Source organism: Streptomyces sp. NBC_00009 (genome assembly GCF_045040855.1).
Classification (GTDB): Bacteria; Actinomycetota; Actinomycetes; order Streptomycetales; family Streptomycetaceae; genus Streptomyces; species Streptomyces aureus.
The window spans coordinates 38,718-65,601 of the sequence record NZ_CP108312.1 but is presented as its reverse complement, the minus strand read 5'-3'; the positions used below and the strand labels follow the sequence as shown (position 1 = coordinate 65,601).

Below are 26,884 nucleotides of genomic sequence, written 5' to 3'. Positions count from 1 at the left end.
CTTCAGACATGGCTCACCACCAGGATCTGTGCGACCGCCTTACGCGGGTTGATCGAAACATTCATGGCATCGCTCCCTTTGGTGAGCTCGCCACTGATCTCATCGCGCAGAACCAGGTGTCCCTCCGGTTCGCCGAATGCGGCTGCCGCGTTGAGCACGGTGCCCTCCTGCGTTTCGTAGGGGTTGAGGCTGACGACGCACAGCACCGTCTCGCCCGAAGCCGGATCGGTCTTGACGTAGGCGAGGAGCGCGTCGTTGTCGACGTCGAGGAAGCGGATGTCGCGCAGCTGCTGCAGGGCGGGATGCGCTCTGCGGATGTGGTTGAGCCGTGTGATCCACGGCTCCAGGCTGCGTTCCTGTGCGCGGGCTGCGGCGAAGTCCCGCGGCCGCAACTGGTACTTCTCCGAGTCGAGGTACTCCTCGGTGCCGTGGTGCACGGCACGGTGCTCGAAGAGCTCGTATCCCGAGTACACACCCCAGGTCGGTGAAAGGGTCCCCGCGAGTGCGGCCCGCAGAGCGAACATGGCGGGCCCGCCATGCTGCAGCGAGGCAGGCAGGATGTCCGGGGTGTTCACGAACAGATTGGGACGAAGGAAGTGCGCACCGGCGGCCAGTTCGGCCGCGTAGTCGGAGAGTTCCTGCTTCGTCGTGCGCCACGTGAAGTAGGTGTAGGACTGGGTGAAGCCCGCCTTGGCCAGTCCCTGCAGCACAGCCGGCCTGGTGAAGGCCTCGGCGAGGAACAGCACATCGGGATGGGTCTCCTTGACCTTCCAGATCAGGAAGTCCCAGAACGCCAGAGGCTTGGTGTGCGGGTTGTCCACCCGGAAGATCCGCACCCCCTTGTCCGCCCAGAACCGCACGATCCTCAGCAACTCCGCGTAGAGGCTTTCGGGAGCGGTGTCGAAGTTCAGCGGGTAGATGTCCTGGTAGGCCTTGGGCGGGTTCTCGGCGAACGCGATGGAACCGTCGGGCCGCTGGGTGAACCACTGCGGGTGTTCCCGAACCCACGGGTGGTCAGGAGAGCACTGGAACGCCAGGTCGAGAGCGACGTCGAGGCCCAGCTCCGTGGCCTTGGCGACGAACGACTCGAAGTCCGCCAGGGTGCCCAACTGCGGATGGACCGCGTCGTGGCCGCCGTCCTGCGAGCCCACTGCCCAGGGGGAGCCCACGTCGTCAGCGGTCGCACTGAGCGTGTTGTTGCGGCCCTTGCGGTGGGTGAGGCCGATGGGATGCACGGGCGGCACGTACACCACGTCAAATCCCATGGCCGCAATGCGTGGAAGATCCGCCGCTGTCGTCGCGAGGGTGCCGTGGACGGGCGCGCCCGACGCGTCCCAGCCGCCCGTCGAACGAGGAAACACCTCGTACCAGGCGCCGAACAGCGCGCGTTCCCGGTCGGCCCAGATGCGATGGGCAGGCCCGGGAGTCAGGAGATCCCGCAGCGGACTGCGCCGCACCAGCGACGCAATATCCGCGCCCAGCGCCGGCGCCAGCCGCTGTTCAAGAGGCAGATCGGTGCGTCGCAGCCGACCGGCCGCCAGCAACGGCGCCTGAGGCATCCGGCTCTCGGCCGCCAGCCGCTCCAGCAACCGCGCACCGACCTCAAGGTCGGCCTGAAGCTGTGCAGCGCACTGACCGTCCGCGACCTTGGCCTGCACACCGCGCAGCCAGGTGGTCCATGGGTCTGCCCACGCCTGGACGTGATACGACCACATGCCGACCCGGTCCGCGACGACGGAGCTCTCCCAGCGGTCCAGGCCGGCGTCGGCCAGCACCATAGGAACGACCACCGCGGGGGTCCGGCCGTCCTCGTGGCGCCACACCACGTCGGCGGCCACCGCTTCGTGCCCCTCCCGCCACACGGTTGCTGCGATCGGCACGTGCTCACCCACCACGGCCTTCGCGGGGTGTGAACCGGCGCTGACAACCGGCGAAACGTCGGAGATTGCCAGTCTTCCACTCATTGCATTTCTCCCCTCTTCCAAGGCTCTCGGTAATAGTGAGAACGAGGCATCGAATTGCGAAGTGAAAGACCTTGAAAGACGCTCACTGCGTCAACTCGGGCAAGTGGGGGAGGGGTAAGGCAACTCGCCGAACAAGAGCAGCCGGGGCCTTGCGACTGCATCGGGGCGCACACCTGCAGCACGCTGTTTCAGCAGCTCAGAGGGCCTGTTGTGGCAAGGGTGCGCGGTGCCGGCCAGGCCGAAACCCAACTGGGTTAACTTCCACAAGTTGTTCCTGTGCGGGGTCTACTCCTTGCCGCCCGACGAGCCGGCACGCTCTACTCGCCTTGTCTGACCGGGGAATTGAAGAGACACCCCCCGGTGGTGACTCAAAAGACCCGGATAAAAAACGATGGAGGAACTCGTGTCCAAGCGGATACTTGTAGTGCTTTCCGAGTACGGCTACTGGGGAGAGGAACTCGTCGGCCCGGTTGAGGCCTTCGAGAAGCGCGGCTACCAGATCACCTACATCACGCCGACCGGCAAGCGCGCCCAGGCCCTTCCACCGAGCCTCGACGCCGAGTACATCGACCCGCCTCTCGGCCGCTCGGTCACGACCCGTGACATGGCCCGGCGAGCCGCCGACATGGATGCCTCGAGCCGGCTCGACAACCCCCTGAGCCTGCAGGACCTCATCCCCGAGCGCCCCTACTACAGCGCGCTCAACCACCTGCGCGAGGTGGAGGACTACCACCGCCAGCTCGACTCCGCCCTCAACGACCTGGTGTCCGGCTTCGACGCCATGGTCATCGTCGGCGGCAGCGGGCCCATCGTCGACCTCGCCAACAACGAACGGCTGCACGAGGTCGTCCTCGCCTTCGCCGCAGCCGACAAGCCCATCCTCGCCGAGTGCTACGGCGTTGCCGTCCTCGCCTTCGCCCGCGACCTCGAGAGCCGCTCCAGCATCCTGTGGGGCAAGCACGTCACTGGGCACCCCAAGGAGTACGACTACAAGGACGGCACCGGCTTCATCGGCGTCGACTTCAACATGGGCCCGCCGCCGTACCCGCTCGAGTACATCCTGCGCGACGCCACCGGGCCCGAGGGCGCCTTCCACGGCAACGTCGGCAAGGAGACCTCCGTCCTGGTCGACTTCCCCTTCGTCACCGCCCGATCCACCCCGGACTCCGTCCTCGGCGGCGAAAAACTCGTCGAGACCCTGGAGGACGGCCTGCGCCGCTTCGGCTGGTAACCCCACCAACCGCACCCTCTGAACCCTCTGAAAGGACCCGCCGGTATGCCTGCCAGGCCCGGGAAGTCCGCCATCTTCGAGCAGTTCGCGGCGGACGGCATCTCCTACATGTTCGGCAATCCAGGAACAGTGGAACAGGGATTCCTGGACGAGGTCAGCAACCATGGCCTGACCTACGTCCTGGCCCTGCACGAGGGCGCCGCCGTCGGCATGGCCGACGGCTACGCCCGAGCCACACAGCGCCCCGGGCTCGTCCAGCTCCACAGCGGTGTGGGGCTGGGCAACGGCATCGGCATGCTCTACCAGGCCAAGCGCGGAGGATCACCCCTCGTCGTGCTGGTAGGAGAGGCGGGAGTCCGCTACGACGCGATGGACGGACAGATGGCCGCAGACTTGGTGGCCATGGCGGAACCGGTCACCAAGTACGCCACCAGGATCATCGATCCGTCCTCCACCCTGCGCGTCCTGCGACGCGCCATCAAGATCGCGATGACACCGCCCTGTGCACCCGTCGTCGTGGTCCTGCCGGCCGACGTGATGGACGAGCTCACCACGGAACCCGCCGTGCCCACCTCGCTGCCCGACACGCGCACCGCGCCCCCCGCACAGCGCCTCGAAGAGGCGGCCCAGGCGCTTGCCGCCGCCCGCAACCCGCTCATCCTCATGGGCGACGGCGTGGCCACCAGCGGAGCCCAACGGGAACTGACCGCCGTGGCGGAACGGCTGGGCGCCCCCGTGTGGGGCGTCAACTGCTCGGAGGTCAACTTCGACACCACCCACCCGCTCTACGGCGGCCAGAGCGGCCACATGTTCGGCAAGGACAGCGCACGCGTCGTGGCCGACGCGGACGCCGTGCTCGTCGTAGGGACCTACGTGTTCCCCGAAGTCTTCCCGTCGCTGGACAGCCCGTTCAAGGACGACGCCACCATCGTCCACATCGACCTCGATGCCTACGAGATAGCCAAGAACTTCCCCGTCGACATGGGCTTCGTAGCGGACCCCAAACTCACCCTCGCCGGCCTCGCCGAAGCCCTGGGCCCGCAGCCACGCCCCATCCCGGCGCGCCCCACCACACCCACAGCCGACGACGACTCGATGATGGGGATCTTCGCCCGCACGCTCGCCGATGAGTCACCGCAAGGCCTGACCGTGTTCGACGAGGCGCTCACCTCCGGCGGACCGCTGGCACGGTACCTGCCGCCGCGCGAGCCCGGCCACTTCTACCAGACCAGGGGCGGGTCGCTCGGAGTCGGCATTCCCGGCGCCCTCGGCATCAAGCTGGCGCAGCCCGAGCGCCCCGTCATCGCCTTCACCGGAGACGGCGGAAGCATGTACACCATCCAAGCCCTGTGGACCGCGGCGCGCGACGACATCGATGCCAAGTTCGTCATCTGCAACAACCGCCGATACAAGCTCCTCGACCTCAACATCGAGCAGTACTGGCACGAACAGAACATCAGCGCGCACACCCCGCCCGCTGCGTTCGACCTGTCCCGGCCCGACATCGGCTTCACCGAACTCAGCGCTGCTCTGGGGGTTCCCGGCCGGCGGGTGGAAAAGCCCGAGGACGTCCTGCCGGCGATCCAGGAGATGTGGGCCCACCCCGGCCCGTTCCTGATCGACCTCGCCGTCGACTGAAGGCCCGGTCACTGAGAAAGGACCCGAACACCATGACCACCTCCACCCCCGCACTCACCGCAGAGGCCGCTGAGGTCTTCGTCCGAACCTGGCACCAGAAGTTGAGTGACGGAGCGGCGACAGGCGAACTCCTGACGCAGCTCGCGAACGGCATGCGACTGGAACTGCCGGGCCGCATCGTTCGGGGTCTCGAGGAATTCGCCGACTGGCATGCCCAAGGACTCCACACGCCGCTCTGCGACATCCGGGTTCTGGGCGCCTCGTTCCAGGTGACCCTCAGCTCCCCCGTACACGCACAGGTCGTCATCGACCTGCAGGGCGACACCGACAACGCATCCGTCCAGCAGGAGTGGTGGCTCGTGCGCAAGGACGGCGAACTGCACGTGCGGACCATCTGCGTGACCTCCCAGCAGCCCGCGTCCCGCGCGGCCCGGGCCCAGCCGGTCCTCGCCCGCGCCTGACGACGACCCACCAGGTCCGGCGTACGTACCGCCGTACGCCGGACCTCCTTCATGCCCCCGTCCGCCACCACCCAAGGAATGGACCGATGAGCACCACTGTGCAGCTGTCCCCGAGCCGCCTCACCGGCCGACGCATAGGGATCCTGGCCGAGAGCGACTTCGTCGAGGAAGAGATCGCCTACTACCAGCGCCGTTTCGCAGAGGAAGGAGCCGAGGTCACCCTGCTGACCCGGCTGTGGGGACAGCCCTCTCTGACCTTCACCGGCCATGAGCAGCGCGCGCCGCTGACAGTCGACGAGGACCTGGAAAAGCTCGACTACGCCGGACTCTCCCGCCTGTCCGCGCTGATCGTGCCCTCGGGACAGGTCGCGGACCGTCTGCGCTACAGCCCGGATGTGGACCGGCCCGCCCCGGCAGTCGAACTGATGCGGCGCGCCTTCCGCCTGCCGCAGCTCGTCAAGGCCTTCTCCTGCCACGCGCTCATGCTCGTGTCGGCAAGCCCCGAACTGGTCCGTGACCGCGACGTCACGTGCCACAACAACCTCGTGGGCGACGTACGCAATATGGGAGCGCGCTACAACAACCAGGACGTCGTCATCGACAAGGACCTGGTCACCAGCCGCACGGTCGACGAATGCCATCTGCTCGCCCGCACCATCATCGACCTGCTGGACCCCGTCACCGAAGCTGCTGCCTAGCAGACGGCTCTCCCACTCGAGAGGAGGCCGCTCATGGCCACAAAGATCGATTTCCCCTTCTCCGACAGTATCGCCGGATACGTCCAGCAGCGGCAGGGCCGGCGCGTCACACTGCGCACCCTCGACAACCGCACGGTCGACGTCCACCTGACCGACACCACCCACGGCCAGCGACTGCGTAACCTGGGACGCCGCTACGAGGACGTCTCCGCCGACCTGTACGGACAGCTGACGCCAGGCCGCTTCGTCTTCTGCTACGGACCCATCTACCCGAACGCGGACGGCGCGCACTACCAGGCGTCACAGCTGGTGTTCGTCAACGACGAGCACCACCAGTGGCCGTTCGAGCGCCCGGGCTGGTGGAGCGAGCAACTGCGAGAACTCGCCACCTTCTACCGGCAGTCGCAGTTCGCAGGCGGCGCCATCGACTTCGGCGACTACCGCACCGTCATCAGCGGAAGCGGAGGCAAGACCGCCCATCCGATCCAGGAGACGGACACCATCTCCCGCATGGTCTACGGCATGGCCAGCGCCTTCATGCTCACCGGCGACGAAGACGCGCTCGCCGTGGCCAACGCGGGCTCCGCCTATCTCCACGACCACCTGCGCTACGTCGACCCCGACGAGGACGTCGTCTACTGGTACCACGGCCTTGAGAAGTCAGCGGGCCGCGAACACCAACTGTTCGCATCGGAGTTCGGTGACGACTACCGTGCCATCCCGGCCTACGAGCAGATCTACGCCCTGGTCGGCCTCACCCAGACCTACCGACTCACCGGCGCGCCCGATCTGCTGGCCGACATCGAGGGAACGGTCCGCCTCTTCGAGAAGTTCTTCCACGACCCCCGGCTGGGCGGCTACTACTCCCACATCGACCCGGTCACCCTCAGCCCCTACCAGGACAGTCTCGGTCCCAACCGGGCCCGCAAAAACTGGAACTCCGTCGGTGACCACGCCCCGGCCTACCTTTTCAACCTGTACCTGGCCACCGGTGACGAGCGCTACCGCACGATGCTTGAGCACACCTTCGACATGATCGTCACTCATATGCCGGACCGGGACAGCCCGTTCGTCCAGGAACGCTTCCACGCGGACTGGTCGCCCGACAGCGAATGGGGCTGGCAGCAGGACCGAGCCGTCGTCGGGCACAATCTCAAGATTGCCTGGAACCTCATGCGCATGCAGAGCACGCTCCCCAAGCGCGAGTACCGTGCGCTGGCCGAGAAGCTCGGCGCCTCCATGCCGGAGGTCGGCAGGGACGCCCAGCGCGGCGGCTGGTACGACATGCTGCAACGCACAGCCCAGGACGGCCGGCACGCCTTCGTCTGGCATGACCGCAAGACCTGGTGGCAGCAGGAGCAGGCCATCCTGGCCTACCTCATCCTCGCCGGCACGCTCCACAACGACGAGTTCCTGCAGCACGCGCGGGAGTCCTCAGCGTTCTACAACTCCTTCTTCCTCGACCACGACGAGGGCGGTGTCTTCTTCACCGTCCTGGCACAGGGCCTGCCCTACCTGGTCGGAAACGAGCGGCTCAAGGGCAGCCACGCCATGGCCATGTACCACAAGGCCGAACTGTGCTTCCTCGCCGAGACCTACACCCAGCTGCTCATCAACAAGGAGCCTCTCAACCTCCACTTCAACCCGCAGGCCGGCAGCTCGTTCCCCGGCGGACTCCTCAGGGTGGCTCCGGACATCCTGCCTCCTGGGCGCATTTGTCTCGACCGGGTCCTGATCGACGGAGCCCCGTACAGCGACTTCGACGCCTCGGCCATGACGGTCAAGCTGCCCGACACCGACCAGCCCCTTCGCGTCCAGGCCACCCTCAGGCCGCACAAGGAGTAGTGGCGATGTCTGTGACCACCGCACATCCCGCCATCGGCGTCACACAGCCCCGGATTTCCGCAGGCAATGCACAGCCGCTCGGCGCCACGGTCGTCCCCGACGGCATCAACTTCGCCGTCAACTCCTCGACCGCCACCGGCATGCAACTCGTCCTCATGGATGCAGCCGACGGTGCAATCGTCGCTGAGATCGACTTCCCCGACCACCTGCGGGTCGGGACGGTCTTCGCGATGACCGTGCACGGCATCGATCCGGCCCGGTTCCACTACGGATACCGGGTCGCAACCGGCGATCACCTGTCACCTGTGATCCTCGACCCGTACGCCCACGAGCTGGGCGGCAGGGGTGCCTGGGGTGAGCGGCCCTCCTACCGCTCAGCCATCCCCTCAGACACCTTCGACTGGCACGGCGAGAACAGACCACACATCGCGGCAGACGATCTCGTCGTCTACGAACTGCATGTCCGCGGCTACACCCGGCACGCATCGGCCGCCGTGGCCCATCCGGGAACCTACGCAGCACTCACCGAGAAGATCCCCTACCTGACCGCACTCGGCGTCAACTGCATCGAACTGCTCCCCGTGTTCGAGTTCGACGAATCCGACAACACCTACACCTCACCCGACACCGGCGAACCCCTTCGCAACTTCTGGGGGTACAACAGCGTCGCCTTCTTCGCCCCCAAAGCCGGTTACGCCGGCGACCAGCAGCTGGGCGGGGCGCAGAAGGAACTCAAAGCCATGATCAAGGAGTTTCACCGCGCCGGGATCGAAGTCATCCTGGATGTCGTCTTCAACCACACCGCTGAAGGCGATCACCGCGGGCCCACGCTGTCGCTGCGAGCCCTGGACGAACAGGCCTACTACCTGCTCACCCCCGACGGTGCCCCGAAAAACCTCACCCGCACGGGCAATACCGTCAACTGCAACCACCCACTGACCAGGGCATTCATACTCCACTGCCTCCGTCACTGGGCGACTGCCTATCACGTCGACGGCTTCCGGTTCGACATGGCATCCATCCTGACGCGCGGCACCGACGCAGAGATCCTCCCCAACCCTCCTCTCGTCGAGGCCATCGCCAACGACCCCGTCCTGGCCCACTGCAAACTCATCGCGGAGGCCACCGACGCGGCCGGCACCTACCAGGTCGGGACCTTCCCGCACCACAACCGGTGGGGTGAGTGGAACATGCGCTATCGCGACGCAATCCGTCGCTTCCTGCTCGGACGCCCAGGATCCGCAGCCGAGTTCGCGACCCGGCTCGTCGGCTCACCCGACCTGTACGCCGGCCGCACAGCGGCCCCATCCATCAACTACATCACCTGCCACGACGGCCTCACCCTGGCCGACTGGACCGCCTACGACCAACGCCACAACGAGGCCAACGGAGAAGGAGGCCTCGACGGCATCCCCGACGAGGAGAGCTGGAACTGCGGAGCGGAAGGCCCCACGACCGACCCCACCGTGCAGCAACTGCGCGAGCGACAAGCCCGCAACGCGCTCCTCCTTCTCTCCTGCAGCCAGGGCATCCCCATGCTCCTGGGCGGGGACGAGTTCGGCCGCACCCAACACGGCAACAACAACACCTACAGCCAGGACACACCACTGGGCTGGGTCGACTGGCAACGTGCCGACACCCACGCCGACCGCCTCCGTTTCACCAAGGCGTGCCTGGCACTTCGCAAACGCCACCCCGTCCTGCGCCGGCTCGAACACCCCGACAGCGAGCCCCGCGCCGGCTGGCACTACCCCCAGGTGAGCTGGCACGGCACCGACGTGGACGAGCCCGACTGGAGCGAGGACTCCACCCTGCTCGCTGCGCTGCTGTACGAGCAGGACCCGCAGAAAAACACCGACTGCATCTACCTCGCCGTCAACTCAGGCACCGCTGAGCAGTGTCTTCGACTGCCGAAACCGCCACCGGGCATGCACTGGCGGACCTTCACCGATACCGGAACGGGCGAGTTCCATCAGCCAGGACACGAGCCTGTCGTCCCGGCGGGCGAACGGCGTCTGGCAGCGCACGCGGCGCTCCTTCTCGTGGCCGGTCCCACGAGCTGACCCCCATCCCCGCCCCGCCCCGGCCCGGTACCGGGCGGGGCGATACCGCCAACACTTCGGCTCACACGCCGGCAGGCACAGGAGCATCGATGATCGTCATCGAGCGATCCAGACCAGCAAGCCCGAGACGGGAACGCAGCCCTGCAGAGGCCCCATCCACGGCGATCTCCGTCGTCGCCGGCAGCTGCTGCTGGGCAAAAGCCAGGCAGCGCAGCGCCGCAGGAGCCAGCGCCGTCGTGTCGTTGACGTCGATCACCAGGCGGCGTGGCGCCTGGGCCACAGCGGCATCAATCGCCCCGCGCAGTTCCGATACGTTGCGGTCCTCGGCCTGCCCGGCCAGCCGGATCACAGCGGTGGTGCCCTGAATACCAAAGGAGGCGTTGAAAGACATGAGGCCAATTCCTTTTCATGGAGAGGGTCCGACCCCGCCAAAGAGCGAGGGCCTGCCTGCCGATAAAAGGATCCTGCCCACCCTGCCCTTCCGTCCAATACCTCTTTCCATAGCCTGATTTCATGGATATCGACACGCGACTTCTTCGCTACTTCATGGCCGTTGCCGAGGAAGGGCACCTCACCAGAGCTGCTGAGCGGCTCTTCATCGCGCAGCCGTCCCTGACCAAGCAGATCAAGATCCTCGAAACCCAGTTGGGCGTGGACCTCTTCACCCGCAGCCGATCAGGCATGCAACTGACACAGGCGGGGACAGCCCTGCAGCACGAGACCCCACGGATCGTCGCTTCATGGGAGGAAGCGCTGCGCACGCTGCGCAGCGCTGCCCATCGTGCCGCGAGCGTGCTGCGCGTCGGGTTCGTGGCCAGCGCCGCGAACGAAAGCACCCCACGCATCATCGCGGAGTTCGCCCGCGCCCGCCCCGGCTGGCGCGTCGAGATGCGCCAGACCGAGTGGACCGACCCGACCGCGGGACTCGCGGCCGCAGACGTCGACGCGGGACTGCTGCGCCTGCCCTTTCCCGGACAGGAGGAACTGCAGGTCGAGACGCTCATCACGGAGCCGCGCTGGGTTGCCTTGTCCTCCTCGCACCCGCTGGCCGGCAAGGACGTCATCGACTTCACCGAACTGTTCGACGAACCGTTCGTGGCCACCCCGGAGGAGTCCGGCTGGTGGCGTGAGTACTGGCTTGCGTCGGACGAGCGCCAAGGCCACCCGGTCAGGATCGGCACGATCGCTCACAACCCGGACGAGTGGCTGACCGCCATCGCCAACGGATACGGCGTCAGTCTCACTCCCGAAGCGACCGCCCGCTTCTACCAGCGGCCGGACGTCACCTACCGACCCGTCTGCGGCGTGAGCCCCAGCCAGGTCGGTGTCGCCTGGGCGCCGGACAGAGCCAGCAGTCCCGCGCTCCAGGACTTCATCCGATCCTGCATCAAGATCTGCTCACCGGACGGCGGCGAGAATGGTTAGTCAACGCAGTCGGTGCGGGAATGTTTGTTTCTCTCGCGTAAGGGGAGCGAAGCGGCACTCCGCTGCTACTCGAAAGTAGGCAGACTGCGCGAAGCGACTTCGTGCATTCGGCATTGAGTACCACGCTACCGCCCGCTCATACTTACACCGTTCGCAATTAGCCCGCGAATATTTCAGACCCCCGAAACCGTGCCCTGTGCGCGCTCACGGCAGCCGAGGCTCGGTGGGTTGCTGCTGCCCATACTGGAGTGACTAAATGCCGAATGACCGCGGTAAATCCGTCCTGCCGAGCCGTACCGACGTCCTGATCGTCGGAGCCGGCCCGTCGGGGCTGGCCCTGGCCGCAGCCCTTCGCAGCCAGGGAATCGACCACGTCATCATCGACCGCGCGGCGAGCAACGCCGTCCACTCACGGGCTGCGGCCGTCCACGCCCGCACCCTCGAGTCCCTCGCCACGATCGGCGCGGCCGACCCGCTGATCGCAAAAGGGCGGCCGGGCCGCTCCTTCACCGTCCGCGACGGCGAACGCCAGGTGCTCACCACGCCGTTCAACGAGCTCGACACCCCGTACCCGTTCGTACTGGCCGTCCCCCAGCAGACCACCGAGGAAGTCCTCGAGCGTCGTCTGCAGGAACTGGGCAGCCGCGTGTACCGCCAGCACACCCTCCTGGACCTCAGCGAACTCTTTCCGGGAATGAACGCCCTGGTCAGCGACGACACGACCGGTGAAGTTCGTGCCATCCAGGCGCGCTACGTCGTCGGATGCGACGGCCTGCACAGTACGGTCCGCACACAGACGGGCATCCCCTTCGTCGGACACGACCGCCCGCAGAACTTCGCTCTCATCGAGTTCAGCATGCAGTGGGACGGACCCGAGGGAGAGATCTCCTTCTTCTTCTCCCCGGCAGGGTTGCTCGCTGTCTCCCACCTACAAGGGGAGACCTACCGCATCGTGGCGCTCGTCGACGACGACACACCCACGCCGGACCTCGCCGACGTGCAGCACCTCCTCGACACGCGGGGCCCGACCGCCGCCGGCGCCAAGGTCAAGAAGCTGGAGATGGCATCAACCTGGCGGGTGCTCCACCGCCTGGCCGACACCTTCAGCAAGGGCCCGGTGTTCCTGGTCGGGGATGCCGCCCACGTGCACAGCCCCGTCGGAGCGCAGGGGATGAACACAGGTCTCCAGGACGCCTTCAACCTGGCATGGAAGCTCGCAGCCGTCCTGAAGGGCGAAGCCGCCCCCGAACTGCTCGACACCTACAACGCCGAACGGCGCCCGATGGCGCAGGGACTGCTGGCCTTCGCCGCCCAGCTGCACGACATCTCGACCATGAGCGATCCGGTGTCCATGCGCATGCGCAACGACGTCCTGGCCGCCGCCGGACAGATACCCGAGGTCCGCACCTGGCTGGCGCGCCGTCTGGCGCAGCTGGCCGTGGCCTACGGGAACCCCGAGGGCCCCAAGCCGGCGGTCGGTGAACGCATGGCCCCCCGCCCCGGCATGGCCGGCGGCCTTGCCTGGTCGCTGGTCCTGCCCACCGACGCCGACGCTCTCGCGGTCAAGGAGGCCGTCGAGTCCACCGGCCTCGACATCGCCGTAGCCGCCGACGACGAGCTGCCGCATGCCGTGCTCGTCCGGCCCGACGGACACATCGCCCTCACCGCTCCCTCCGAGCAGGCCGCCCAGCTGCCCGCTCAGCTGACGCAGTGGCTCAACCGCACCCAATAGCCGTCCCGTTCACCACTGTCCAAGGAGAAGACATGTCGCCCCCGTACGCTCGCCCGCAGGGTTCCGCCACGCTGATGCACGTCGCGATCAACTGCCCAGACGTCGACGAGTCCCTGCGCTTCTACAGCGAGGGCCTCGGATTTACACGTCGCTACGAGTGGACCAAGTCCTCCAAGGCGGCCTGCCCCGGGCACGCCGTCTACACCGGCCGAGGCGTCTACATCGAGCTGGAGGGCGAGACCTACATCGAGCTCTTCCCGGGCGGCACCCGAGGAGTCGACTCCTCGGCCGGACCGATCCAGCACATCGCTCTCATCGTGCCGAGCGTTGACGAGGCATACACCAAGTGCCTCGCCTCGGGCGGGCGCCCCTACGCCCTTGAGGACTGGGACGGCGCCCCGGAGACCGTCGTCCTCAACGGCACTCCGGAGATGGAAGTCCGTGTGGCCTTCATCGCGGGTCCCGCCGGCGAGCTGATCGAGCTCTACGAGCAGTACAGCCCGGTTGTCGCCCGCCAGTGAAGCCAGCACGCACTGATCCAAGGAGAGACCACATGCGATACACGGTGCTCGGCAAGTCGGGTCTGCGGGTCTCGGAACTCGCCCTGGGAACCGTCACATTCGGCGAGGACTGGGGCTGGGGAGCCCCCAAGGAGACGAGCGCACAGATACTCGATCTCTACGCCGAGGCAGGCGGAAACCTCATCGACACCGCAGACCACTACACCGGCGGTACATCGGAGAGCTTTCTGGGCGAGCTTCTGGAAGGACGCCGTGAACACTTCGTCCTGACCACGAAGTACACCCTCCAGACCGACGCGGGCAACATCAACTCGGCGGGCAACCACCGCAAGAACCTCGTCTCCTCCATCGATGCGAGCCTGCGCCGACTGCGCACCGACTACATCGACCTGCTGTGGGTGCACGCACACGACACCCTCACCCCGATTCCGGAGGTCATGCGCACACTGGACGACCAGGTACGGGCAGGAAAGATCCACCATGTGGGGATCGCGAACTGGCCGGCCTGGGAGGTGGCCCAGGCCAACACCCTGGCCGAGCTGCGGGGCTGGTCCCCCTTCGTCGGCATGCAGATCCGCTACAACCTGCTCGAACGTGCACCTGAGCGTGACCTCCTGCCCATGGCCCGCCAGTTCGACCTGCCGGTGCTCGCCTGGGGCGCTCTCGCCGAGGGCCGCCTGACGGGCAAGTACCTCACCGGAGGGACCGGTCGGCTCACCGTGGCCCCCCGCGACCACAACCGCGCAGGCAGCGAAGAGCTGGTCCGCGAAGTGGTGGCCATCGCCGAAGAGGGAGGCTGGACCGCGGCGCAGGTCGCCCTGGCCTGGATCCGCAGCCGCCCCGGCACGATCATTCCCATCCTGGGAGCCACCAAGGAGCACCAGATCAAGGACACACTGGGCTGCGTCGCCGTCGACCTCACCGACGACCACCTCGCCCGGCTGGACGCGGTCAGCCGCATCGAACTGGGCTACCCCCACGACCTGCTCCGCGACCCCGTCACGATCAACGACATGTACGGATCCAACTGGGCTGACATCGACGACCGGCGCACCACGGCCCGTCGCGGAGTCAGTGACGACGTCTTCACGCCTCTTCCGCGCGGGTAGCTCCCGGCTGGGGACGGCAGCAGCCCTGCCGTCCCCAGCCGCGGCATCCCGGGCTCAATCGTCGTCCTTGCCCGTGAGGACCCGGCTCCTGCGTAGCGCACGCCTCTCAAGAATCAGCGTCCCCCCGACTCGGCTCAGCAAGCGGGGGGAGCGAGGACTCCTCTCACGGTCGAAACGGGGATGCAATGCTCATGCTGGCTGACAACGTTCTTGTGCGCGATGCGATCTCATCCTTCGCGGGTGAGATCTTTCGCTCCATGCCTCGTGTGGATCAACGACGATGGGCCGAGGTGTATCTCAAAGGCCTGCTCCTGGTCCAGGGCAAGAAGACGGTGCGCAAGATCTCGGACGACGTGCTGTCGATCCCGGCGCATCAGTCGCTGCAGCAGTTCATCAACCAGAGCCCGTGGAGCTGGGAGCCGGTGCGGGCGCACATCGTCGAGTACACCGAGAAGGCGGAACCCCCGCGCGCCTGGGTCCTGGACCGTGTGGCGATCCCCAAACGGGGGGAACGCTCTGTCGGAGTGGGACGCCACTATCTCCCGGAAGCCGGACGCGTGGTGAACTCCCAGATCGGCCTGACCACCGTCCTCGCCACGGACAGAGGAGGCATCCCGGTCAACTGGCGCCTGCTCATGCCCGAGAAATGGACCTCCGACCGCGAGCTGCGCGAGGCAGCCTATGTACCGGAGGAGGTACAGCCCAACCCTGAGTGGGCCGAGTACCTCGACATGGTCGACGAACTCGACATGAGCTGGGATTCGGCGCGGGCACCTGTGGTGGCGGACCTGCGACAGGTGCAGGACTCGGGAAAGCTCGTGGCCGGACTGGCCGAGCGGGGCCTGGAGTTCGTCACCGAGATAGACGGCTCTCTGGAGATGTGCACCGGAGCGCATGCCCGGGAGAACGTCAAGACCCACGGTCGCAAGGGCGCGCTGGGCCGCGCCATGACCGCACTCGACTTCTCGTTCCTCAGCACGCGCCGGCGCCGCGTCCCGCAAGACGCCTCAGGTCACCTCAAGGTTGTCTCCCACGCGGTGAGCGTCCCTGTCGGCGATGAAGGCGGCTTCCGGGAAGCCCGGCTGCTCAGCGAGGTGGCTCGCAACGGGATGCCCAAGCGCTTCTGGGTGACCAGCCTTACCGGCGAATCCGTCGGTGATGTCCTGGATCTGGCGCGCTTGGCCAAGCGTACGCGCGAGGAGCTGCCGACCCTCGATGCCTTCGGACTCCGTGACTTCGAGGGTCGGTCCTTCAGGGGGTGGCATCACCACGCCACGATGGTCTCCGCGGCCTATGCCCTGGACCGGCTGGGCTGGCAGCCGGAAGGGGATGCTGACACCGACCATTGACATCTCCCCCAGCTGAAGCAGGGGGATTCATTCCTCGCGGAGTGAACTTTCTGCTTCATCGACAGCCGCTGCCCCGAATGAACGGCGAGGGACGTTGGTACGCCCAGCAGTCTTACGCCAGCTCCACAGACCTGACATCCCGCCAGCCCGGCGGTAGACCCGGCCAGCTTGGTTATCGCCAGCCGGGCAAGGGCGAGCATACAAGTCGCGGACGGTGCGTGGGACGGGTATCCGCCCACAGGGCGAATACCCGCTCGCTGCCCTGCTCCGCAGGAGTCCGTTTCCTCTCCCCCCTGAAGGGCGGAGTATCCACGGAGGAATCTCGATGAATCCGGAAGGCAGCCGGCCGACGGTCACCGGGTTTCGCTGAACGTGTGCCGGTGCTCACCGCACCAGGCGGCGAACGTGTTCGCCGCCCTGCCCGTGACATCCCGGACCGTGCTGGTCACCTGTGTTTTCGCACCGTCCTGCTGACGTAGAGCGCTGTCCAGGAGGGCGTCGACCACCGGCTCGGGGTAGCGACTGCTCCACTGCGAACGCGCCTGCGCCACGGTGAGCTCCTCGAACGTCACAGGGCGAGCGAGCACGCGTGAGAGCTCCTCGGTCTGGCGCTGAGCTGACAGGGCCTGAGGTCCCGTCAGGGTGTAGGTCGCCCCGTTGTGCCCGGGCTCTGTGAGCGCGTGCATGGCGACTGCGGCGACATCACCTGGGTCGATACACGCATTGGGCGCCGTCCCGAACAGGGCGCGCACCACGCCCTCGGACCTGACGGAGTGGGACCAGGACAGCGTGTTCGACATGAAGGCACGTGGACGCAACAGCGTCCACGACAGCCCGCTGTCTCGCAGCAGGCTTTCATTCCTGCGTTGCCATCGGCGAATGAGGTCATGTGCCTGCTCGTCTTCGACCGCGGCAGCGGACATCTTGACGACGTGGCGTATACCGCCGTTCCTGCAGGCTCTCAGGAAGGCGCTGTCATCGTCTCTCAGGGGATTGTTCGTGATCAGGAGGGCGGCATCCACCCCCTTCACCGCTACGTCGAGCGACGAACGGTCGTGGTAGTCGCCGCGGATCACTTCTGACGACAGACCGATGGCCTGCACACGCTCAGGACTGCGCGTCATCAGGCGCAGCGGCCAAGCCGGGGACATCCGCTTGACAACTTCGCTGCCGATGGTGCCTGTTGCTCCCGTAATGAGGATCATCGGATGCCTCCGTGGATACTCCGCCCTTCAGGGCGGTAAGGAATCGGACTCCTGCGGAGCAGGGCAGCGGGCTGGGATTCGCCGCCAGGGCGGATCCCAGTGCTCTGACCCGCGGGTTTGAACGGGACCTGTGGCGGCGCTAGTTTGCGAGCGTGACCACGAGCCATGTGAAGCGGGCGTTCAAGTACCGCTTCTATCCGACGGATGCGCAGGCAGCGGAGCTGTCGCGCACGTTCGGATGCGTGCGGAAGGTCTACAACATGGCGCTCGCCGCCCGTACGCAGGCATGGGCGTGGCAGGAGCGGATCAACTACAACCAGAGTTCCGCGATGCTGACGGCGTGGAAGAAGACCGAGGAACTGGCGTACCTGAACGAGGTGTCGTCGGTCCCGCTCCAGCAGGCCCTGCGGCATCTGCAAGTGGCGTTCACGAACTTCTTCGGCAAGCGGGCCAGATACCCGCGCTTCAAGAGCCGGAAGAAGTCGCGGAAGTCCGCCGAGTACACCACCTCGGCGTTCCGTTTCAGGGACGGTGAGTTGAGACTCGCGAAGATGAGTGAGTCCCTGCGCATCGCGTGGTCGAGACCGTTGCCGGACGGCGTGAGCCCTTCCATGGTGACCGTGTCGCAGGACGCGGCCGGACGCTGGTTCGTCTCCCTGTTGTGCGACGACCCCGGCATCAAGCACCTGCCCACCACTGATGCCGCCATCGGCGTCGATGCCGGTCTCGACCACCTCCTGACCCTCTCGACGGGCGAGAAGATCGCCAACCCGAGGCACGAGCGCCGCGACCGGGTCGCCCTTGCGAAAGCTCAGCGCAGGCTGGCGAAGAAGGCCAAAGGCTCGGCGAACCGGGCCAAGGCCCGGCGCAAGGTCGCCAAGATCCACGCCCGGATCGCAGACCGCCGCCGCGACACCCTGCACAAGATCACCACTCGGCTCGTGCGTGACAACCAAACGCTCGTGATCGAGGACCTGACCGTGCGCAACATGGTCAAGAACCGGAAACTGGCCCGCGCCATCAGCGATGCCGCGTGGTCTCAGTTCCGGAGCATGCTGGAGTACAAAGCCGCCTGGTACGGGCGTGAGGTGATCGCCGTGGACCGGTGGTTCCCCTCGTCCAAACTGTGCTCCACCTGCGGCACCTTGGCTGACAAGATGCCGCTCAGCGTCCGCACGTGGACGTGTGACTGCGGCACGACCCATGACCGGGACGTGAACGCAGCGAAGAACCTTCTGGCCGCCGGGCGGGCGGTTGCAGCCTGCGGAGCTGGTGTAAGACCTCAACGGAGTTCTCCGAGCGGGCAGTCGGCGATGAAACAGGAAATCTCACGGCGCGAGCCGTAAGAATCCCCTTCCTTCAGGGAGGGGAGCGTCAACGGTGTGGGGGTCTCCTCGCTGCTCAGCCGGTGAAGGTGGTCACGAAGACCGGCGCGTCCTTCTGCGTCCCGGTGACCTGGACCGCCGTCGTGTCCGGTACCAGAGACGGAACGCGGACCGCCCGGATGCGGCAGGGTTCGTCGAGTTCCACGTATCCGTAGAAGGCCGTTTCGGCGCTTCCGGGATAGAAGGGCGCCGAGTCCGCATGGGTGAGCTCCACAGAGGCCTGACGTGCGGCTTCCAGCAGCAGCATGCCTGGTACGTGGTCCTTGGGGGACTGGAAGAGCGTGGAGTGGTTGGTGTCGACACTCAGGTGCCAGGTGTGGGCATGAGCGGTCGGTTCCAGGAGCACGTCGGCAGGGGTGGACCGGCCGACCGTGGACGGATGTGCCAGGGTGCTCGCCGGCATGGACGTGCGGGGTTCGGTCCGGCCGTCCCGCAGCCGCGTATAGGCACGGGGGCTGGTGATTCTTGCGGCGAGCGCGCCATGGGCGACCACGGTGTTCCCCTGCCGTATCACCATGTCCAGTCGCAGGCTTCCCGGGTGCGGGCCGCGCATCTTGATCTCCGACCCAGTGACCTCGACGAGCACGTCTGTGACGGGAGCGCTGTTGTCGATGAGCGGAGCCACGCACTTGAAGTCGAGGGCGGCCAGGAGGAGCTGGTAGTCGAGCGGTACCCCGTACAGCCCGTGAAGCGCGACCAGAGCGGACTGCCTGATCGTCTCGGCCACGAGTACCGGATCGTGCAGCCGTCCCTGCACAGGGGCGAAGAAGGCGTGATCGTGCGGCAACCGGGCCTGGACGGCCAGACGGTCCTGACCGGTCTGAGCCCATCCGGTCGCGAAGGCGTCGACGTTCCTGCTGCGGTGAACGAGTGTCAACGGAACGCTCAGAGCAGCGGACTTGGTGGGCGAATCGGTAGAAAGAGTGGCACGAGACACGAAAGTTCCCTCCATGGGTGGTGCAGCGTGATACCTGCTTTGAGCCAGGGCTGGTAAAATACAAACTAGGCGGTTTGTTTAAGGGGTAGGGATCACCTCGTCAGGGCGGGGGAGTGATCTACCGAGAGGGCTAGAGGGGCATCATGGCTATCCAGGACAGGGCCATCCGGACTCGACGGACCATCGTTGAAGCTGCAGCCAAGGTCTTCGAAGAGCGGGGTTACCAGGCGGCGACCATCGCCGAGATCCTCAGCGTCGGCAAGGTCACCAAGGGGGCGCTGTACTTCCACTTCGACTCCAAAGAGGCCCTCGCACGCGGACTCCTCGTCGAGCAGGACGTTGCGTCCATGGCGATTCCTCCCCGGGCCTGCAAGCTGCAGGAACTCGTCGACACCGTGGCCGTCCAGGCTTACCGGCTTCGCACCGACGCCGTGGTCAGAGCCGCTGTCCGGCTGACCATGGACCATCGCGCACAGGGGCTCGACCGCGGGAACGCCTTCATGCGCTGGATCGAAGTTCTCACCGAAATCCTGGAACAAGCCGCTCAGCAGAGCGAGGTGTTGCCCCAGGTGAATCCCGCTGAGACGGCCGAGCTCATCGTCGGGGCCTTCGCCGGCGTACAGGCGATGTCCCAGGCCCTGACGGGGTATCAGGACGTCGGTGAGCGAGCCGAGATCCTGCTGCGCCACGTTCTTCCCTCCGTTGCCGTCTCCTCTGTCCTGGCCTCGCTGGACCTGTCCTCGGACCGCGGCCGCCGCGTCGCCAACGAGCTTGAAACCGCCCCGAAACTCCGTGAACAGCGACTCGCATAGCCGGCCGGCGACCGGGGAGGCTGGTGCCGGGATTCTCATGCCCCCGGCCCGAGCCAGGCGAGGAGGGACGTGCCGAGCGGCGTGGCCCCATCCTGTGACCAGGCGATGTAGCCGTCGGGCCGGACCAGCAGAGCTCTGTCGCCGAGGTCCGATTGCGGCATGACCTGAACGGTGTTCAGCAGGGCGGCCCAGGGCTGCGCCTGCGGCAGATAGCGATCGGCAGTCGAGACCGGCAACAGCAGCAGCATCCGTCCGTCGTTCAGCAGCGAGACAAGATCGCCGTGACCGGCTGCCGTCACCAGCGCCGCGTTGGCCAGGAACTGACCCTCTGCGCCGCAATCGCCCACGCCCCTGGGCGGGTAACGGGTGTTCTGCGCGCTCACGATCCCCGCCAGATGAGCTCCACCCTGGTCGTCCTGCATCAGCCCCTCGAAGCAGGAGCGCAGCGCATCGAACGACTCGTCCGGGCGCATGAGGCTCAGCTGCGCTCGGGTGTTCTCGATGACCCGCATGGCCGCGGGACGACGCTCCAGGTCGTAGGTGTCCAGGACGCCATTGCCGGCATGCCCGCGAACCGCGTGGGCGAGCTTCCAGCCCAGGTTCAAGGCATCCTGAATCCCCGTGCTCAGGCCCTGGCCGCCGATCGGGAAGTGCACGTGCGCCGCGTCGCCGACCAGGAAGACCCGACGGTCACGGAACTTCGAGGCCAGGGTGGTCACGTCGCTGAACCGGGTCAGGTGGAGCGGTTCCGTCATGGCGACGTGCCGACCGACGATGTACGAGGCCTCGTCCTGCAGCTCCTCGAGAGTGAGCGGAGCATGGCGATCGGCGTGCGGACCCGAGGTATTGACCGTGCGGATCAGGCTGTGGCCGTCAAGGTAGGGGCGGGTGACTGTCCAGCCGCGCCGGGTGCGCTGCCATCCCGAGGGGGCTGTGCCGGCGTGAGTGAACCGGACGACCCCCATCATGGCTGACAGACTCGGAGGACTGGTCTCGATGGGAACCGCGAGCTGCTTGCGCACGGTGCTGTGAGCTCCGTCGGCACCGACGAGATAGTCGGCGCGCAGCCGGCGGCGTCCCTGCGTGCCCTCCACCGTCAGCTCGACCTGATCGGTGCTCTGATCCACTGCAACCAAGCGGTGGCCGCGGAGTATGTCGACGCCCGTCGCCCGGGCACGTGCCTCGAAGGCCAACTGCAGCTCGGTCTGGGGGCACTTGACGATGGGCTGAGGTTCGAAGTCCGGTGCTGTGATGGTCAGGCCCGGCATCCCCGCGAAGTGAAAGGATGCGGCTGAGCTTCGCCGTCTGACCTCGGGTAATGCGTTGAGATATCCGCATCGGGCCAGTGACTGAACGGCGCGTGCATGAAGGGTGTTGGCCTTCGGCTGGTCGGATAACCCCTCTGCAGCCTCCAGTACGACCGTATCGATCCCGTACCGACCCATCTCCGCCGCGACGAGCATTCCGACAGGTCCGCCGCCGGCGATGACAACCGATGTATGCCTCATGGCAATTACTCCCCCGCGTCGCGATCCTGCTGCGAGGATCACGACCTTGAGCTGAAGTCGCGCCGATCTGTGGCGGCGACCTGACTGTGACAGTCTCCTGACGTGGAGCTGGCTGAACGGACGTGCACCGCGGGCACCACGGTCAGGGGTATCGACCGTCGGCCGACCTGGGACGGGGTGTGCCCCCGGCCAACCGGCTCCCAAGATACAGACCGAGCGGTTTTCTTTTCAACGCGTCTTCGGTCCGCGTCTGAAAGATGGCGGTAGGTACCTGGTGCGAAGGTGGGTAAATGGGGCGCAGCTGGACTGCGGACTTCACCCGGCGTTCTGTGCTGGTCATCCAGTCCATCGCGTTGACGAATCTTCCTGAACTGCGGATATGTCATTCGGGGTGGTCATCTGGTGGAGATTCGACCTCTGGCCCAGAGCATGTCTCAGCGTGACCGGAGGGGTCGCGTTTCGGAAGCGCCGGCCCGCGTCTGCGAGGGCTGTGCGGTTGCACCTGGGTCCGTCAGGGTGCGGCACGGGAGAGGGAAACCGACGGGGCGAGGTGAGGGAGTGGGCGGTGCGGGACGCGAGTCCTGTCGCGCACGCCTGGCCCGCCCTGCCGGCAGTGAGGCAAAGGGGAGCGGGTTGCCGTCCTGAGGGCCTCGACTGAACGGCCGTCGGCCTGGTTTTGCAGGTGCGGCTTGCCTCGACGCGGCGGGCAGTGCGGGCGTCTCGAGCCCACGCCGCCACGAGGGGCGGCGGGTGCGCTGAGGGGGAGAAGCCGGTATGCGGTCGCGTTGCCGGCCGGACGGCGTGAGGCTGGACGGTCGCGTTGCGGGCACGGGTATCCGCCATTATAAAACCGCATAGATGGTTTGTTTTTTGGTTATGCGGGAACAGGCACACGCAGGGCGGAGTGGCCGGCATCCGGCTCGGAGCCGGGGAAAGGCATGGTGTACACGCGGCTGTACGCGTACGCGGCAGAGACGAGCGTCATGTGGTGGTGCCAGCCCGGGAACGAGCGCCCTTCGAAGTCGAGCATGCCGAACTCCTCGGACAGATCCTGCATCGCGTCTTCCACGCCTGCGCGCAAGCGCAGGAGGGGCAGTACTTCGTCGGCTCCGCGGTCCGCGACGTTCGTCAGCCAGTACCGGGTCGGGCGACGCCGCGAGGGCGACCACTCGGCCAGGAGGCGGTACGGACGCCCGTTCCCCGGGCGTCCGTGGGGTGCTGCCGGCAGGTGTACCGTCGCGGCCAGCATCGTGACAGTGCGGCGAGCGGGGCCGTGTGGACTGAGCGCGCTCACGTACGGCCGCGCCGAGCTCTGTCGAATCACCTCTCGGGCGGTCATCGGCCTCAGGGAGGCCGGCTTGTCGTTCTGGGCGAACACGGGCTGCGAGCCGTCGATTTCGAACACGAAGTCCAGTCCGAAGCCGGCGGTCCCCGTTGCCAGCCGGGAGATGTCCCGCATGCCACGCAACTCGGCGACGAGGGGCATCGGCGACAGGGACCAACGGGACGACGCGTGCGCGACCATGTCGAGGATGTGTGCCCACTCCGGCACCGCGTCGACGTGGTCCGGGATGCGCACGCGCTGCCTGCGCTCCTCGTCGTCGCACCAGGCTGAGTCCAGTGCGAGCCGCCAGTCGATGGGAACGCTCGTGTCCTTCGACGTCAGGAACAGGCCCAGCCCGATCTGACAGTTGATGGTGCGTCCTGCCTTGGGGAAGTAGCGACGCTGAACGCCGACCGAATGCTGCCCGCGCTTGGGGATGACGGCCTGCCCTATCACCCAGGCCTTCGGCGTTACTTCGGGTTCGGCGATCCGGGCGAGAGCATGGCGTGCCGGCATCCAGTCCCAGGGGCTCTGGTTGACGAACTGTTGCAGGGACTGGGGGGTGGTCGGCGAGTTGGAGATCGCGTCCGCCAGTCTGCGGATGGACTTGCGGCCCGGCGTGGTGAGCAGGGCGCGCAGGTACGCCTCGGCCCAGCGCCGCTGATCTGCGCGCGGAAGGTGCCCGAAGAGGTCATCGGCCACGCGGGAAACGGAGTTGAGGTCGACGTAGCGCGAAGGGGCGGAGTCGATGATGGGCGCAGACATGCGATCCTCCGGTTCGGGCCAGGGGCCTGGGTGCGCGTGGTGGTGGTGACGATGACGGCCAGAACCATACCGCACGGGCGGTTTCTTGGGCTACGGGTTGATCTGCTGTCGCTGTGAGTAACGGTTCTGGGCTGCGGCCAGAGCAGCAGGACTCACCCATGACGAACGTGTCCGGGTGCCCTTCAGGCTTACTCCGTCAACTTGCACAGACCTCAGCGGGTAACCCGGCAGGCCTTTTCCGAGGCTAATTGGATCGGTTAACTCGAGTACAGCCACCGGCGCGTGGTGGCACTCGGCCCTGGAGCGACCATGACTCTCCTGATGCCGAGACCCGATATCTCCCGGAGGGCTGCTGTGGTTAGCTCTGACCGTACTCGCGAAATTGTCTCGACCCTCTTTGCCGACGTCGCAAGCGGCAACGTCGGTGGAGTTCTTGACGCCATCTCGCCGGACATCGTATTCGATCTGCCCGCCAGCGAATTCACCACCGCCATTCCCAACCTGGGAACCTGGCGAGGCAAGGAGGGCGTCACCGAGGCCTTCCGGCTGCGCGGTGCGTTTGCCGATGTCACGGAATTCGAGCAGCGCGAAATGATCGTTGACGGAAACCGTGCCTTCGTCGTCAACTTTCAGCGGATCCGGCACAAGACGACGGGCTTCGAGGTCGCCTTCGAGTTCTCCATGCTGCTGACGGTCGGCGACGACGAGAAGATCGTTCACTGGAAGGCGTTCTTCGACGCGTCCGCCGAGGTCGCGATGTTCCGCTCCGACATCAACGACCGGATGCTCGCAGCCGTGAGCGGCCGCGACACGGCCGAGGTCACCACACTCCTGCAGCAGGGCGCCAACCCGAACCACAGGGATGCCGCCACCGGGCTCACCACCCTGCAGACGGCCGCCGGACTCGGCGACGCCGACACGGTACGCGCGCTGATCGCGGCGGGCGCCGACATCTACTCGGCCGACAGCCGGGCCGGCGGCACCGCTCTGCACAAGGCGGTCCAGCACGGAAACCTGGAAACCGTGCAGGTGCTCGTGGAGGCCGGCGCGTTCGTGGACGCAGTCGCCCCGACCACCGGGCACACACCTCTCATGGACGCGCTCTGGTACAAGTGGACCGACATCGTCGGCTACCTGCTGAGCCAGAACGCAGGCATGGGCCTGTCCACCCACTACGGGTTTTCCCTGCGCGAGCACTTCGAGTACGAGCTCAACGTCAACACCACCGGCAAGGACAAGCTGCTGGTCGCCGAGCAGCTGCTGAAGGAGCGTACGCAGTCCGACGAGCAGAAGGCCGAGGCACACCTGCTCATCGGCGCCGTCGCCCACGGTGACCACGACGAGGTGAAGTCCCTCCTGGCCTCCGGCACGCCCGTCGATGCCCGGTTCCCCGTCGTCAACGGCTTCAACGACGCCCACACGGCGCTCCTGGTGGCCTCCCGCGACGGCCAGGGCGACATCGTACGGTCCCTGCTCGCAGCGGGCGCCGATGTCAACGCCACCGAGCCGACCTTCGGTGCCGTCCCGCTGCACAAGGCCGTCTACAACGGCCACGCCGACATCACGCAGACCCTCGTCGACGCGCAGGGCACCGACCTCAACTACCAGGGCGCGACGAACGGATACACCCCGCTCCACGACGCCCTGTGGCACGGATACGAGCGGTGCGCCGACATCCTGATCGCCGCCGGCGCCCGCACCGATCTGGTGGGACACGACGGAAAGACCCCCTACGACATCGCCGTCGAGAGCTTCGGCTCCGATCACCCGCTCGCGCAGCGCCTGTCCCCCAAGCAGTAGCGGCCCTTCCTTACACCGGAGTCGAATCATGCTCTTTTACGTCCAGATGAAATGGAACCACGAGGGCCGAATCAGCCTCGACGATCTGTGGGAGGTCGAGCAGGAGGAAGCCGAGCACGCACAGGAGACCGTGGACTCCGGTTTCTGCGTGGGCATTTGGAAGGTCGCCGCGCAAAAGCGCGTCATCGCCATCATCGATTCGCCCGATGCGGAAGAGCTTGACCGCGCGGCCCTCGGGCGCCTCCCGATGCGCGAATACCTCGAGTTCGAAGTGGTCTGGCCGCTTCGCGACTACCTGGGCTTCGCAGACGACGTCAAGGCACGCTACAAGGTCTGAAACCCTCCAGGCTCAAACCGGAGAAAGGGAACACAGTGATCCATCAGCTCATCTTCGCTGCACCGAAGCCCGGCATGACCGACGAGGAATTCCACCGCTACTGGGTGGAGGAGCACGCCGTCCGGTATGCCAGCAAGATCCCGCAGATCAAGAAGTACGCGGTCGACACCACGGTCCAGCCGCAGTCGGCCGACGAGCCGCTGTGGAAGGGCATCGCCGAGATCTGGCTGGAGAACGAGGAGGAGCAGCTGGCCTCCCTGCAGACGCCCGAGTTTCTTGAGGGCGCGCGCCTGGACGAGCCGCGCTGGGCCGCGTTCTGGCAGTCCGTCGTGCTCGACACCGACACCGAGGTGGTTCTCCAGGGCGAGCCCGACAACGACGTCCAGCCCGGCGTCAAGCTGGTGATCCTGGCCAAGCGCAAGGAAGGCCTCAGCCGCGACGACTTCCGCGCCTACAACCGCCAGGTCCATGCCCCTCTGGTCACTCAGATTCCGGGCGTCACGCGCTACTACCAGTCCTTCACCCGCGACTCCTGGTACGGCATCAGCGAACCGCCGTTCGACGTCGCCTACCACATCTGGTTCGACAGCCTGGCCGATCTCGAGGCCGCGCAGAAGTCCGGCCAGCAGGCCACCGTCGAAGCCGACTACGCGAATTTCGTCAACAAGCAGTACCTGCACACCGTTCCGGTCCAGGAGAACTGGATCCTCGGCCCCCAGCCCCGCTGACCGCCGCACAGCGCGCGGCACCACGCCTCTGCCTTCGGCCCTTTGAC

General features: G+C 66.5%; 22 protein-coding genes. 16 read left to right on the top strand and 6 right to left on the bottom strand.

Annotated elements, in window-relative coordinates; genetic code table 11:
- Window positions 1–2: 2 nt before the first annotated feature.
- Window positions 3–1,964, bottom strand: coding sequence for an alpha-1,4-glucan--maltose-1-phosphate maltosyltransferase (locus tag OHA58_RS00260; RefSeq protein WP_405474996.1), 1,962 nt, complete (start codon window positions 1,962–1,964; stop codon window positions 3–5).
- Window positions 1,965–2,367: 403 nt separating this feature from the next.
- Between OHA58_RS00260 and OHA58_RS00255 the strand changes: the two genes are divergently transcribed.
- From OHA58_RS00255 to OHA58_RS00230, 6 genes are all read left to right on the top strand, one after another.
- Window positions 2,368–3,195, top strand: coding sequence for a type 1 glutamine amidotransferase domain-containing protein (locus tag OHA58_RS00255; protein ID WP_405474994.1), 828 nt, complete (start codon window positions 2,368–2,370; stop codon window positions 3,193–3,195).
- 45 nt (window positions 3,196–3,240) lie between these two features.
- Window positions 3,241–4,833 carry a thiamine pyrophosphate-binding protein gene (locus OHA58_RS00250; protein WP_405474992.1) on the top strand — a complete coding sequence of 531 codons (1,593 nt, stop codon included), beginning with the start codon at window positions 3,241–3,243 and terminating at the stop codon, window positions 4,831–4,833.
- Window positions 4,834–4,865: 32 nt separating this feature from the next.
- Complete coding sequence (locus OHA58_RS00245) at window positions 4,866–5,294, top strand: hypothetical protein (RefSeq protein ID WP_405474991.1); 429 nt, start codon at window positions 4,866–4,868, stop codon at window positions 5,292–5,294.
- Window positions 5,295–5,380: 86 nt separating this feature from the next.
- Window positions 5,381–5,992 carry a DJ-1/PfpI family protein gene (locus OHA58_RS00240; RefSeq protein WP_405474989.1) on the top strand — a complete coding sequence of 204 codons (612 nt, stop codon included), beginning with the start codon at window positions 5,381–5,383 and terminating at the stop codon, window positions 5,990–5,992.
- Window positions 5,993–6,025: 33 nt separating this feature from the next.
- Complete coding sequence (locus OHA58_RS00235) at window positions 6,026–7,837, top strand: AGE family epimerase/isomerase (protein WP_405474986.1); 1,812 nt, start codon at window positions 6,026–6,028, stop codon at window positions 7,835–7,837.
- Between the two features lie 5 nt (window positions 7,838–7,842).
- The gene (locus OHA58_RS00230; protein WP_405474983.1) at window positions 7,843–9,900 is read left to right on the top strand and encodes a glycogen debranching protein; all 2,058 of its coding nucleotides are present in this window, start codon (window positions 7,843–7,845) and stop codon (window positions 9,898–9,900) included.
- A 61-nt stretch (window positions 9,901–9,961) separates the two neighbouring features.
- On the opposite strand, the gene OHA58_RS00225 is transcribed toward OHA58_RS00230, so the two are convergent.
- Window positions 9,962–10,291 (bottom strand): STAS domain-containing protein, encoded by a 330-nt coding sequence (locus tag OHA58_RS00225; protein WP_405474980.1) that lies wholly within the window; start codon window positions 10,289–10,291, stop codon window positions 9,962–9,964.
- Window positions 10,292–10,413: 122 nt separating this feature from the next.
- Between OHA58_RS00225 and OHA58_RS00220 the strand changes: the two genes are divergently transcribed.
- From OHA58_RS00220 to OHA58_RS00200, 5 genes are all read left to right on the top strand, one after another.
- A complete protein-coding gene (locus tag OHA58_RS00220; RefSeq protein ID WP_405474977.1) occupies window positions 10,414–11,325 on the top strand; it encodes a LysR family transcriptional regulator in 912 nt (303 codons plus the stop codon).
- A 256-nt stretch (window positions 11,326–11,581) separates the two neighbouring features.
- Complete coding sequence (locus tag OHA58_RS00215) at window positions 11,582–13,057, top strand: FAD-dependent monooxygenase (protein ID WP_405474975.1); 1,476 nt, start codon at window positions 11,582–11,584, stop codon at window positions 13,055–13,057.
- 32 nt (window positions 13,058–13,089) lie between these two features.
- A complete protein-coding gene (locus OHA58_RS00210) occupies window positions 13,090–13,578 on the top strand; it encodes a VOC family protein (protein ID WP_405474974.1) in 489 nt (162 codons plus the stop codon).
- Between the two features lie 32 nt (window positions 13,579–13,610).
- Entirely contained in the window at window positions 13,611–14,687 is a 1,077-nt protein-coding gene (locus OHA58_RS00205; RefSeq protein WP_405474971.1) for an aldo/keto reductase, read from the top strand.
- Between the two features lie 257 nt (window positions 14,688–14,944).
- Window positions 14,945–16,036: an IS701 family transposase gene (locus tag OHA58_RS00200; RefSeq protein WP_405474969.1), complete on the top strand. Its 1,092-nt coding sequence runs from the start codon at window positions 14,945–14,947 to the stop codon at window positions 16,034–16,036.
- A gap of 353 nt (window positions 16,037–16,389) precedes the next feature.
- Here OHA58_RS00200 and OHA58_RS00195 read toward each other — a convergent pair whose 3' ends face one another.
- Window positions 16,390–17,241: an NAD(P)H-binding protein gene (locus OHA58_RS00195; protein ID WP_405474967.1), complete on the bottom strand. Its 852-nt coding sequence runs from the start codon at window positions 17,239–17,241 to the stop codon at window positions 16,390–16,392.
- Between the two features lie 152 nt (window positions 17,242–17,393).
- Here OHA58_RS00195 and OHA58_RS00190 point away from each other — a divergent pair, with 152 nt between their 5' ends.
- Window positions 17,394–18,587, top strand: coding sequence for an RNA-guided endonuclease InsQ/TnpB family protein (locus OHA58_RS00190; RefSeq protein WP_405474964.1), 1,194 nt, complete (start codon window positions 17,394–17,396; stop codon window positions 18,585–18,587).
- A 55-nt stretch (window positions 18,588–18,642) separates the two neighbouring features.
- Here OHA58_RS00190 and OHA58_RS00185 read toward each other — a convergent pair whose 3' ends face one another.
- Window positions 18,643–19,503, bottom strand: coding sequence for a ScbA/BarX family gamma-butyrolactone biosynthesis protein (locus OHA58_RS00185; protein ID WP_405474961.1), 861 nt, complete (start codon window positions 19,501–19,503; stop codon window positions 18,643–18,645).
- 203 nt (window positions 19,504–19,706) lie between these two features.
- On the opposite strand from OHA58_RS00185, the gene OHA58_RS00180 reads away from it, so the two are divergent.
- A complete protein-coding gene (locus OHA58_RS00180; protein ID WP_405474959.1) occupies window positions 19,707–20,375 on the top strand; it encodes a ScbR family autoregulator-binding transcription factor in 669 nt (222 codons plus the stop codon).
- A gap of 35 nt (window positions 20,376–20,410) precedes the next feature.
- On the opposite strand, the gene OHA58_RS00175 is transcribed toward OHA58_RS00180, so the two are convergent.
- Together OHA58_RS00175 and OHA58_RS00170 are read right to left on the bottom strand one after the other, a co-directional pair.
- Window positions 20,411–21,883, bottom strand: a complete 1,473-nt coding sequence (locus OHA58_RS00175) for an FAD-dependent monooxygenase (protein WP_405474956.1) — start codon at window positions 21,881–21,883, stop codon at window positions 20,411–20,413.
- Between the two features lie 874 nt (window positions 21,884–22,757).
- Window positions 22,758–23,972, bottom strand: coding sequence for an IS701 family transposase (locus OHA58_RS00170; protein ID WP_405474953.1), 1,215 nt, complete (start codon window positions 23,970–23,972; stop codon window positions 22,758–22,760).
- Window positions 23,973–24,281: 309 nt separating this feature from the next.
- On the opposite strand from OHA58_RS00170, the gene OHA58_RS00165 reads away from it, so the two are divergent.
- The 3 genes from OHA58_RS00165 to OHA58_RS00155 all read left to right on the top strand — a co-directional run bounded on the left by OHA58_RS00165 (window position 24,282) and on the right by OHA58_RS00155 (window position 26,837).
- Window positions 24,282–25,772, top strand: a complete 1,491-nt coding sequence (locus OHA58_RS00165; protein WP_405474951.1) for an ankyrin repeat domain-containing protein — start codon at window positions 24,282–24,284, stop codon at window positions 25,770–25,772.
- A 28-nt stretch (window positions 25,773–25,800) separates the two neighbouring features.
- Window positions 25,801–26,109, top strand: a complete 309-nt coding sequence (locus OHA58_RS00160; RefSeq protein ID WP_405474948.1) for a muconolactone Delta-isomerase family protein — start codon at window positions 25,801–25,803, stop codon at window positions 26,107–26,109.
- Window positions 26,110–26,183: 74 nt separating this feature from the next.
- Window positions 26,184–26,837, top strand: a complete 654-nt coding sequence (locus OHA58_RS00155; protein WP_405474946.1) for an EthD family reductase — start codon at window positions 26,184–26,186, stop codon at window positions 26,835–26,837.
- Window positions 26,838–26,884 lie beyond the last annotated feature (47 nt).

What these genes read in the sequence shown, in the direction of transcription:
- OHA58_RS00170 (WP_405474953.1), bottom strand. Translation starts at nt 23,972, where the DNA reads ATGTCTGCGCCCATCATCGACTCCGCCCCTTCGCGCTACGTCGACCTC.
- OHA58_RS00210 (WP_405474974.1), top strand. Translation starts at nt 13,090, where the DNA reads ATGTCGCCCCCGTACGCTCGCCCGCAGGGTTCCGCCACGCTGATGCAC.
- OHA58_RS00220 (WP_405474977.1), top strand. Translation starts at nt 10,414, where the DNA reads ATGGATATCGACACGCGACTTCTTCGCTACTTCATGGCCGTTGCCGAG.
- OHA58_RS00200 (WP_405474969.1), top strand. Translation starts at nt 14,945, where the DNA reads ATGCCTCGTGTGGATCAACGACGATGGGCCGAGGTGTATCTCAAAGGC.
- OHA58_RS00235 (WP_405474986.1), top strand. Translation starts at nt 6,026, where the DNA reads ATGGCCACAAAGATCGATTTCCCCTTCTCCGACAGTATCGCCGGATAC.
- OHA58_RS00180 (WP_405474959.1), top strand. Translation starts at nt 19,707, where the DNA reads ATGGCTATCCAGGACAGGGCCATCCGGACTCGACGGACCATCGTTGAA.
- OHA58_RS00195 (WP_405474967.1), bottom strand. Translation starts at nt 17,241, where the DNA reads ATGATCCTCATTACGGGAGCAACAGGCACCATCGGCAGCGAAGTTGTC.
- OHA58_RS00175 (WP_405474956.1), bottom strand. Translation starts at nt 21,883, where the DNA reads ATGAGGCATACATCGGTTGTCATCGCCGGCGGCGGACCTGTCGGAATG.
- OHA58_RS00205 (WP_405474971.1), top strand. Translation starts at nt 13,611, where the DNA reads ATGCGATACACGGTGCTCGGCAAGTCGGGTCTGCGGGTCTCGGAACTC.
- OHA58_RS00240 (WP_405474989.1), top strand. Translation starts at nt 5,381, where the DNA reads ATGAGCACCACTGTGCAGCTGTCCCCGAGCCGCCTCACCGGCCGACGC.
- OHA58_RS00160 (WP_405474948.1), top strand. Translation starts at nt 25,801, where the DNA reads ATGCTCTTTTACGTCCAGATGAAATGGAACCACGAGGGCCGAATCAGC.
- OHA58_RS00245 (WP_405474991.1), top strand. Translation starts at nt 4,866, where the DNA reads ATGACCACCTCCACCCCCGCACTCACCGCAGAGGCCGCTGAGGTCTTC.
- OHA58_RS00225 (WP_405474980.1), bottom strand. Translation starts at nt 10,291, where the DNA reads ATGTCTTTCAACGCCTCCTTTGGTATTCAGGGCACCACCGCTGTGATC.
- OHA58_RS00230 (WP_405474983.1), top strand. Translation starts at nt 7,843, where the DNA reads ATGTCTGTGACCACCGCACATCCCGCCATCGGCGTCACACAGCCCCGG.
- OHA58_RS00260 (WP_405474996.1), bottom strand. Translation starts at nt 1,964, where the DNA reads ATGAGTGGAAGACTGGCAATCTCCGACGTTTCGCCGGTTGTCAGCGCC.
- OHA58_RS00155 (WP_405474946.1), top strand. Translation starts at nt 26,184, where the DNA reads ATGACCGACGAGGAATTCCACCGCTACTGGGTGGAGGAGCACGCCGTC.
- OHA58_RS00215 (WP_405474975.1), top strand. Translation starts at nt 11,582, where the DNA reads ATGCCGAATGACCGCGGTAAATCCGTCCTGCCGAGCCGTACCGACGTC.
- OHA58_RS00250 (WP_405474992.1), top strand. Translation starts at nt 3,241, where the DNA reads ATGCCTGCCAGGCCCGGGAAGTCCGCCATCTTCGAGCAGTTCGCGGCG.
- OHA58_RS00165 (WP_405474951.1), top strand. Translation starts at nt 24,282, where the DNA reads ATGACTCTCCTGATGCCGAGACCCGATATCTCCCGGAGGGCTGCTGTG.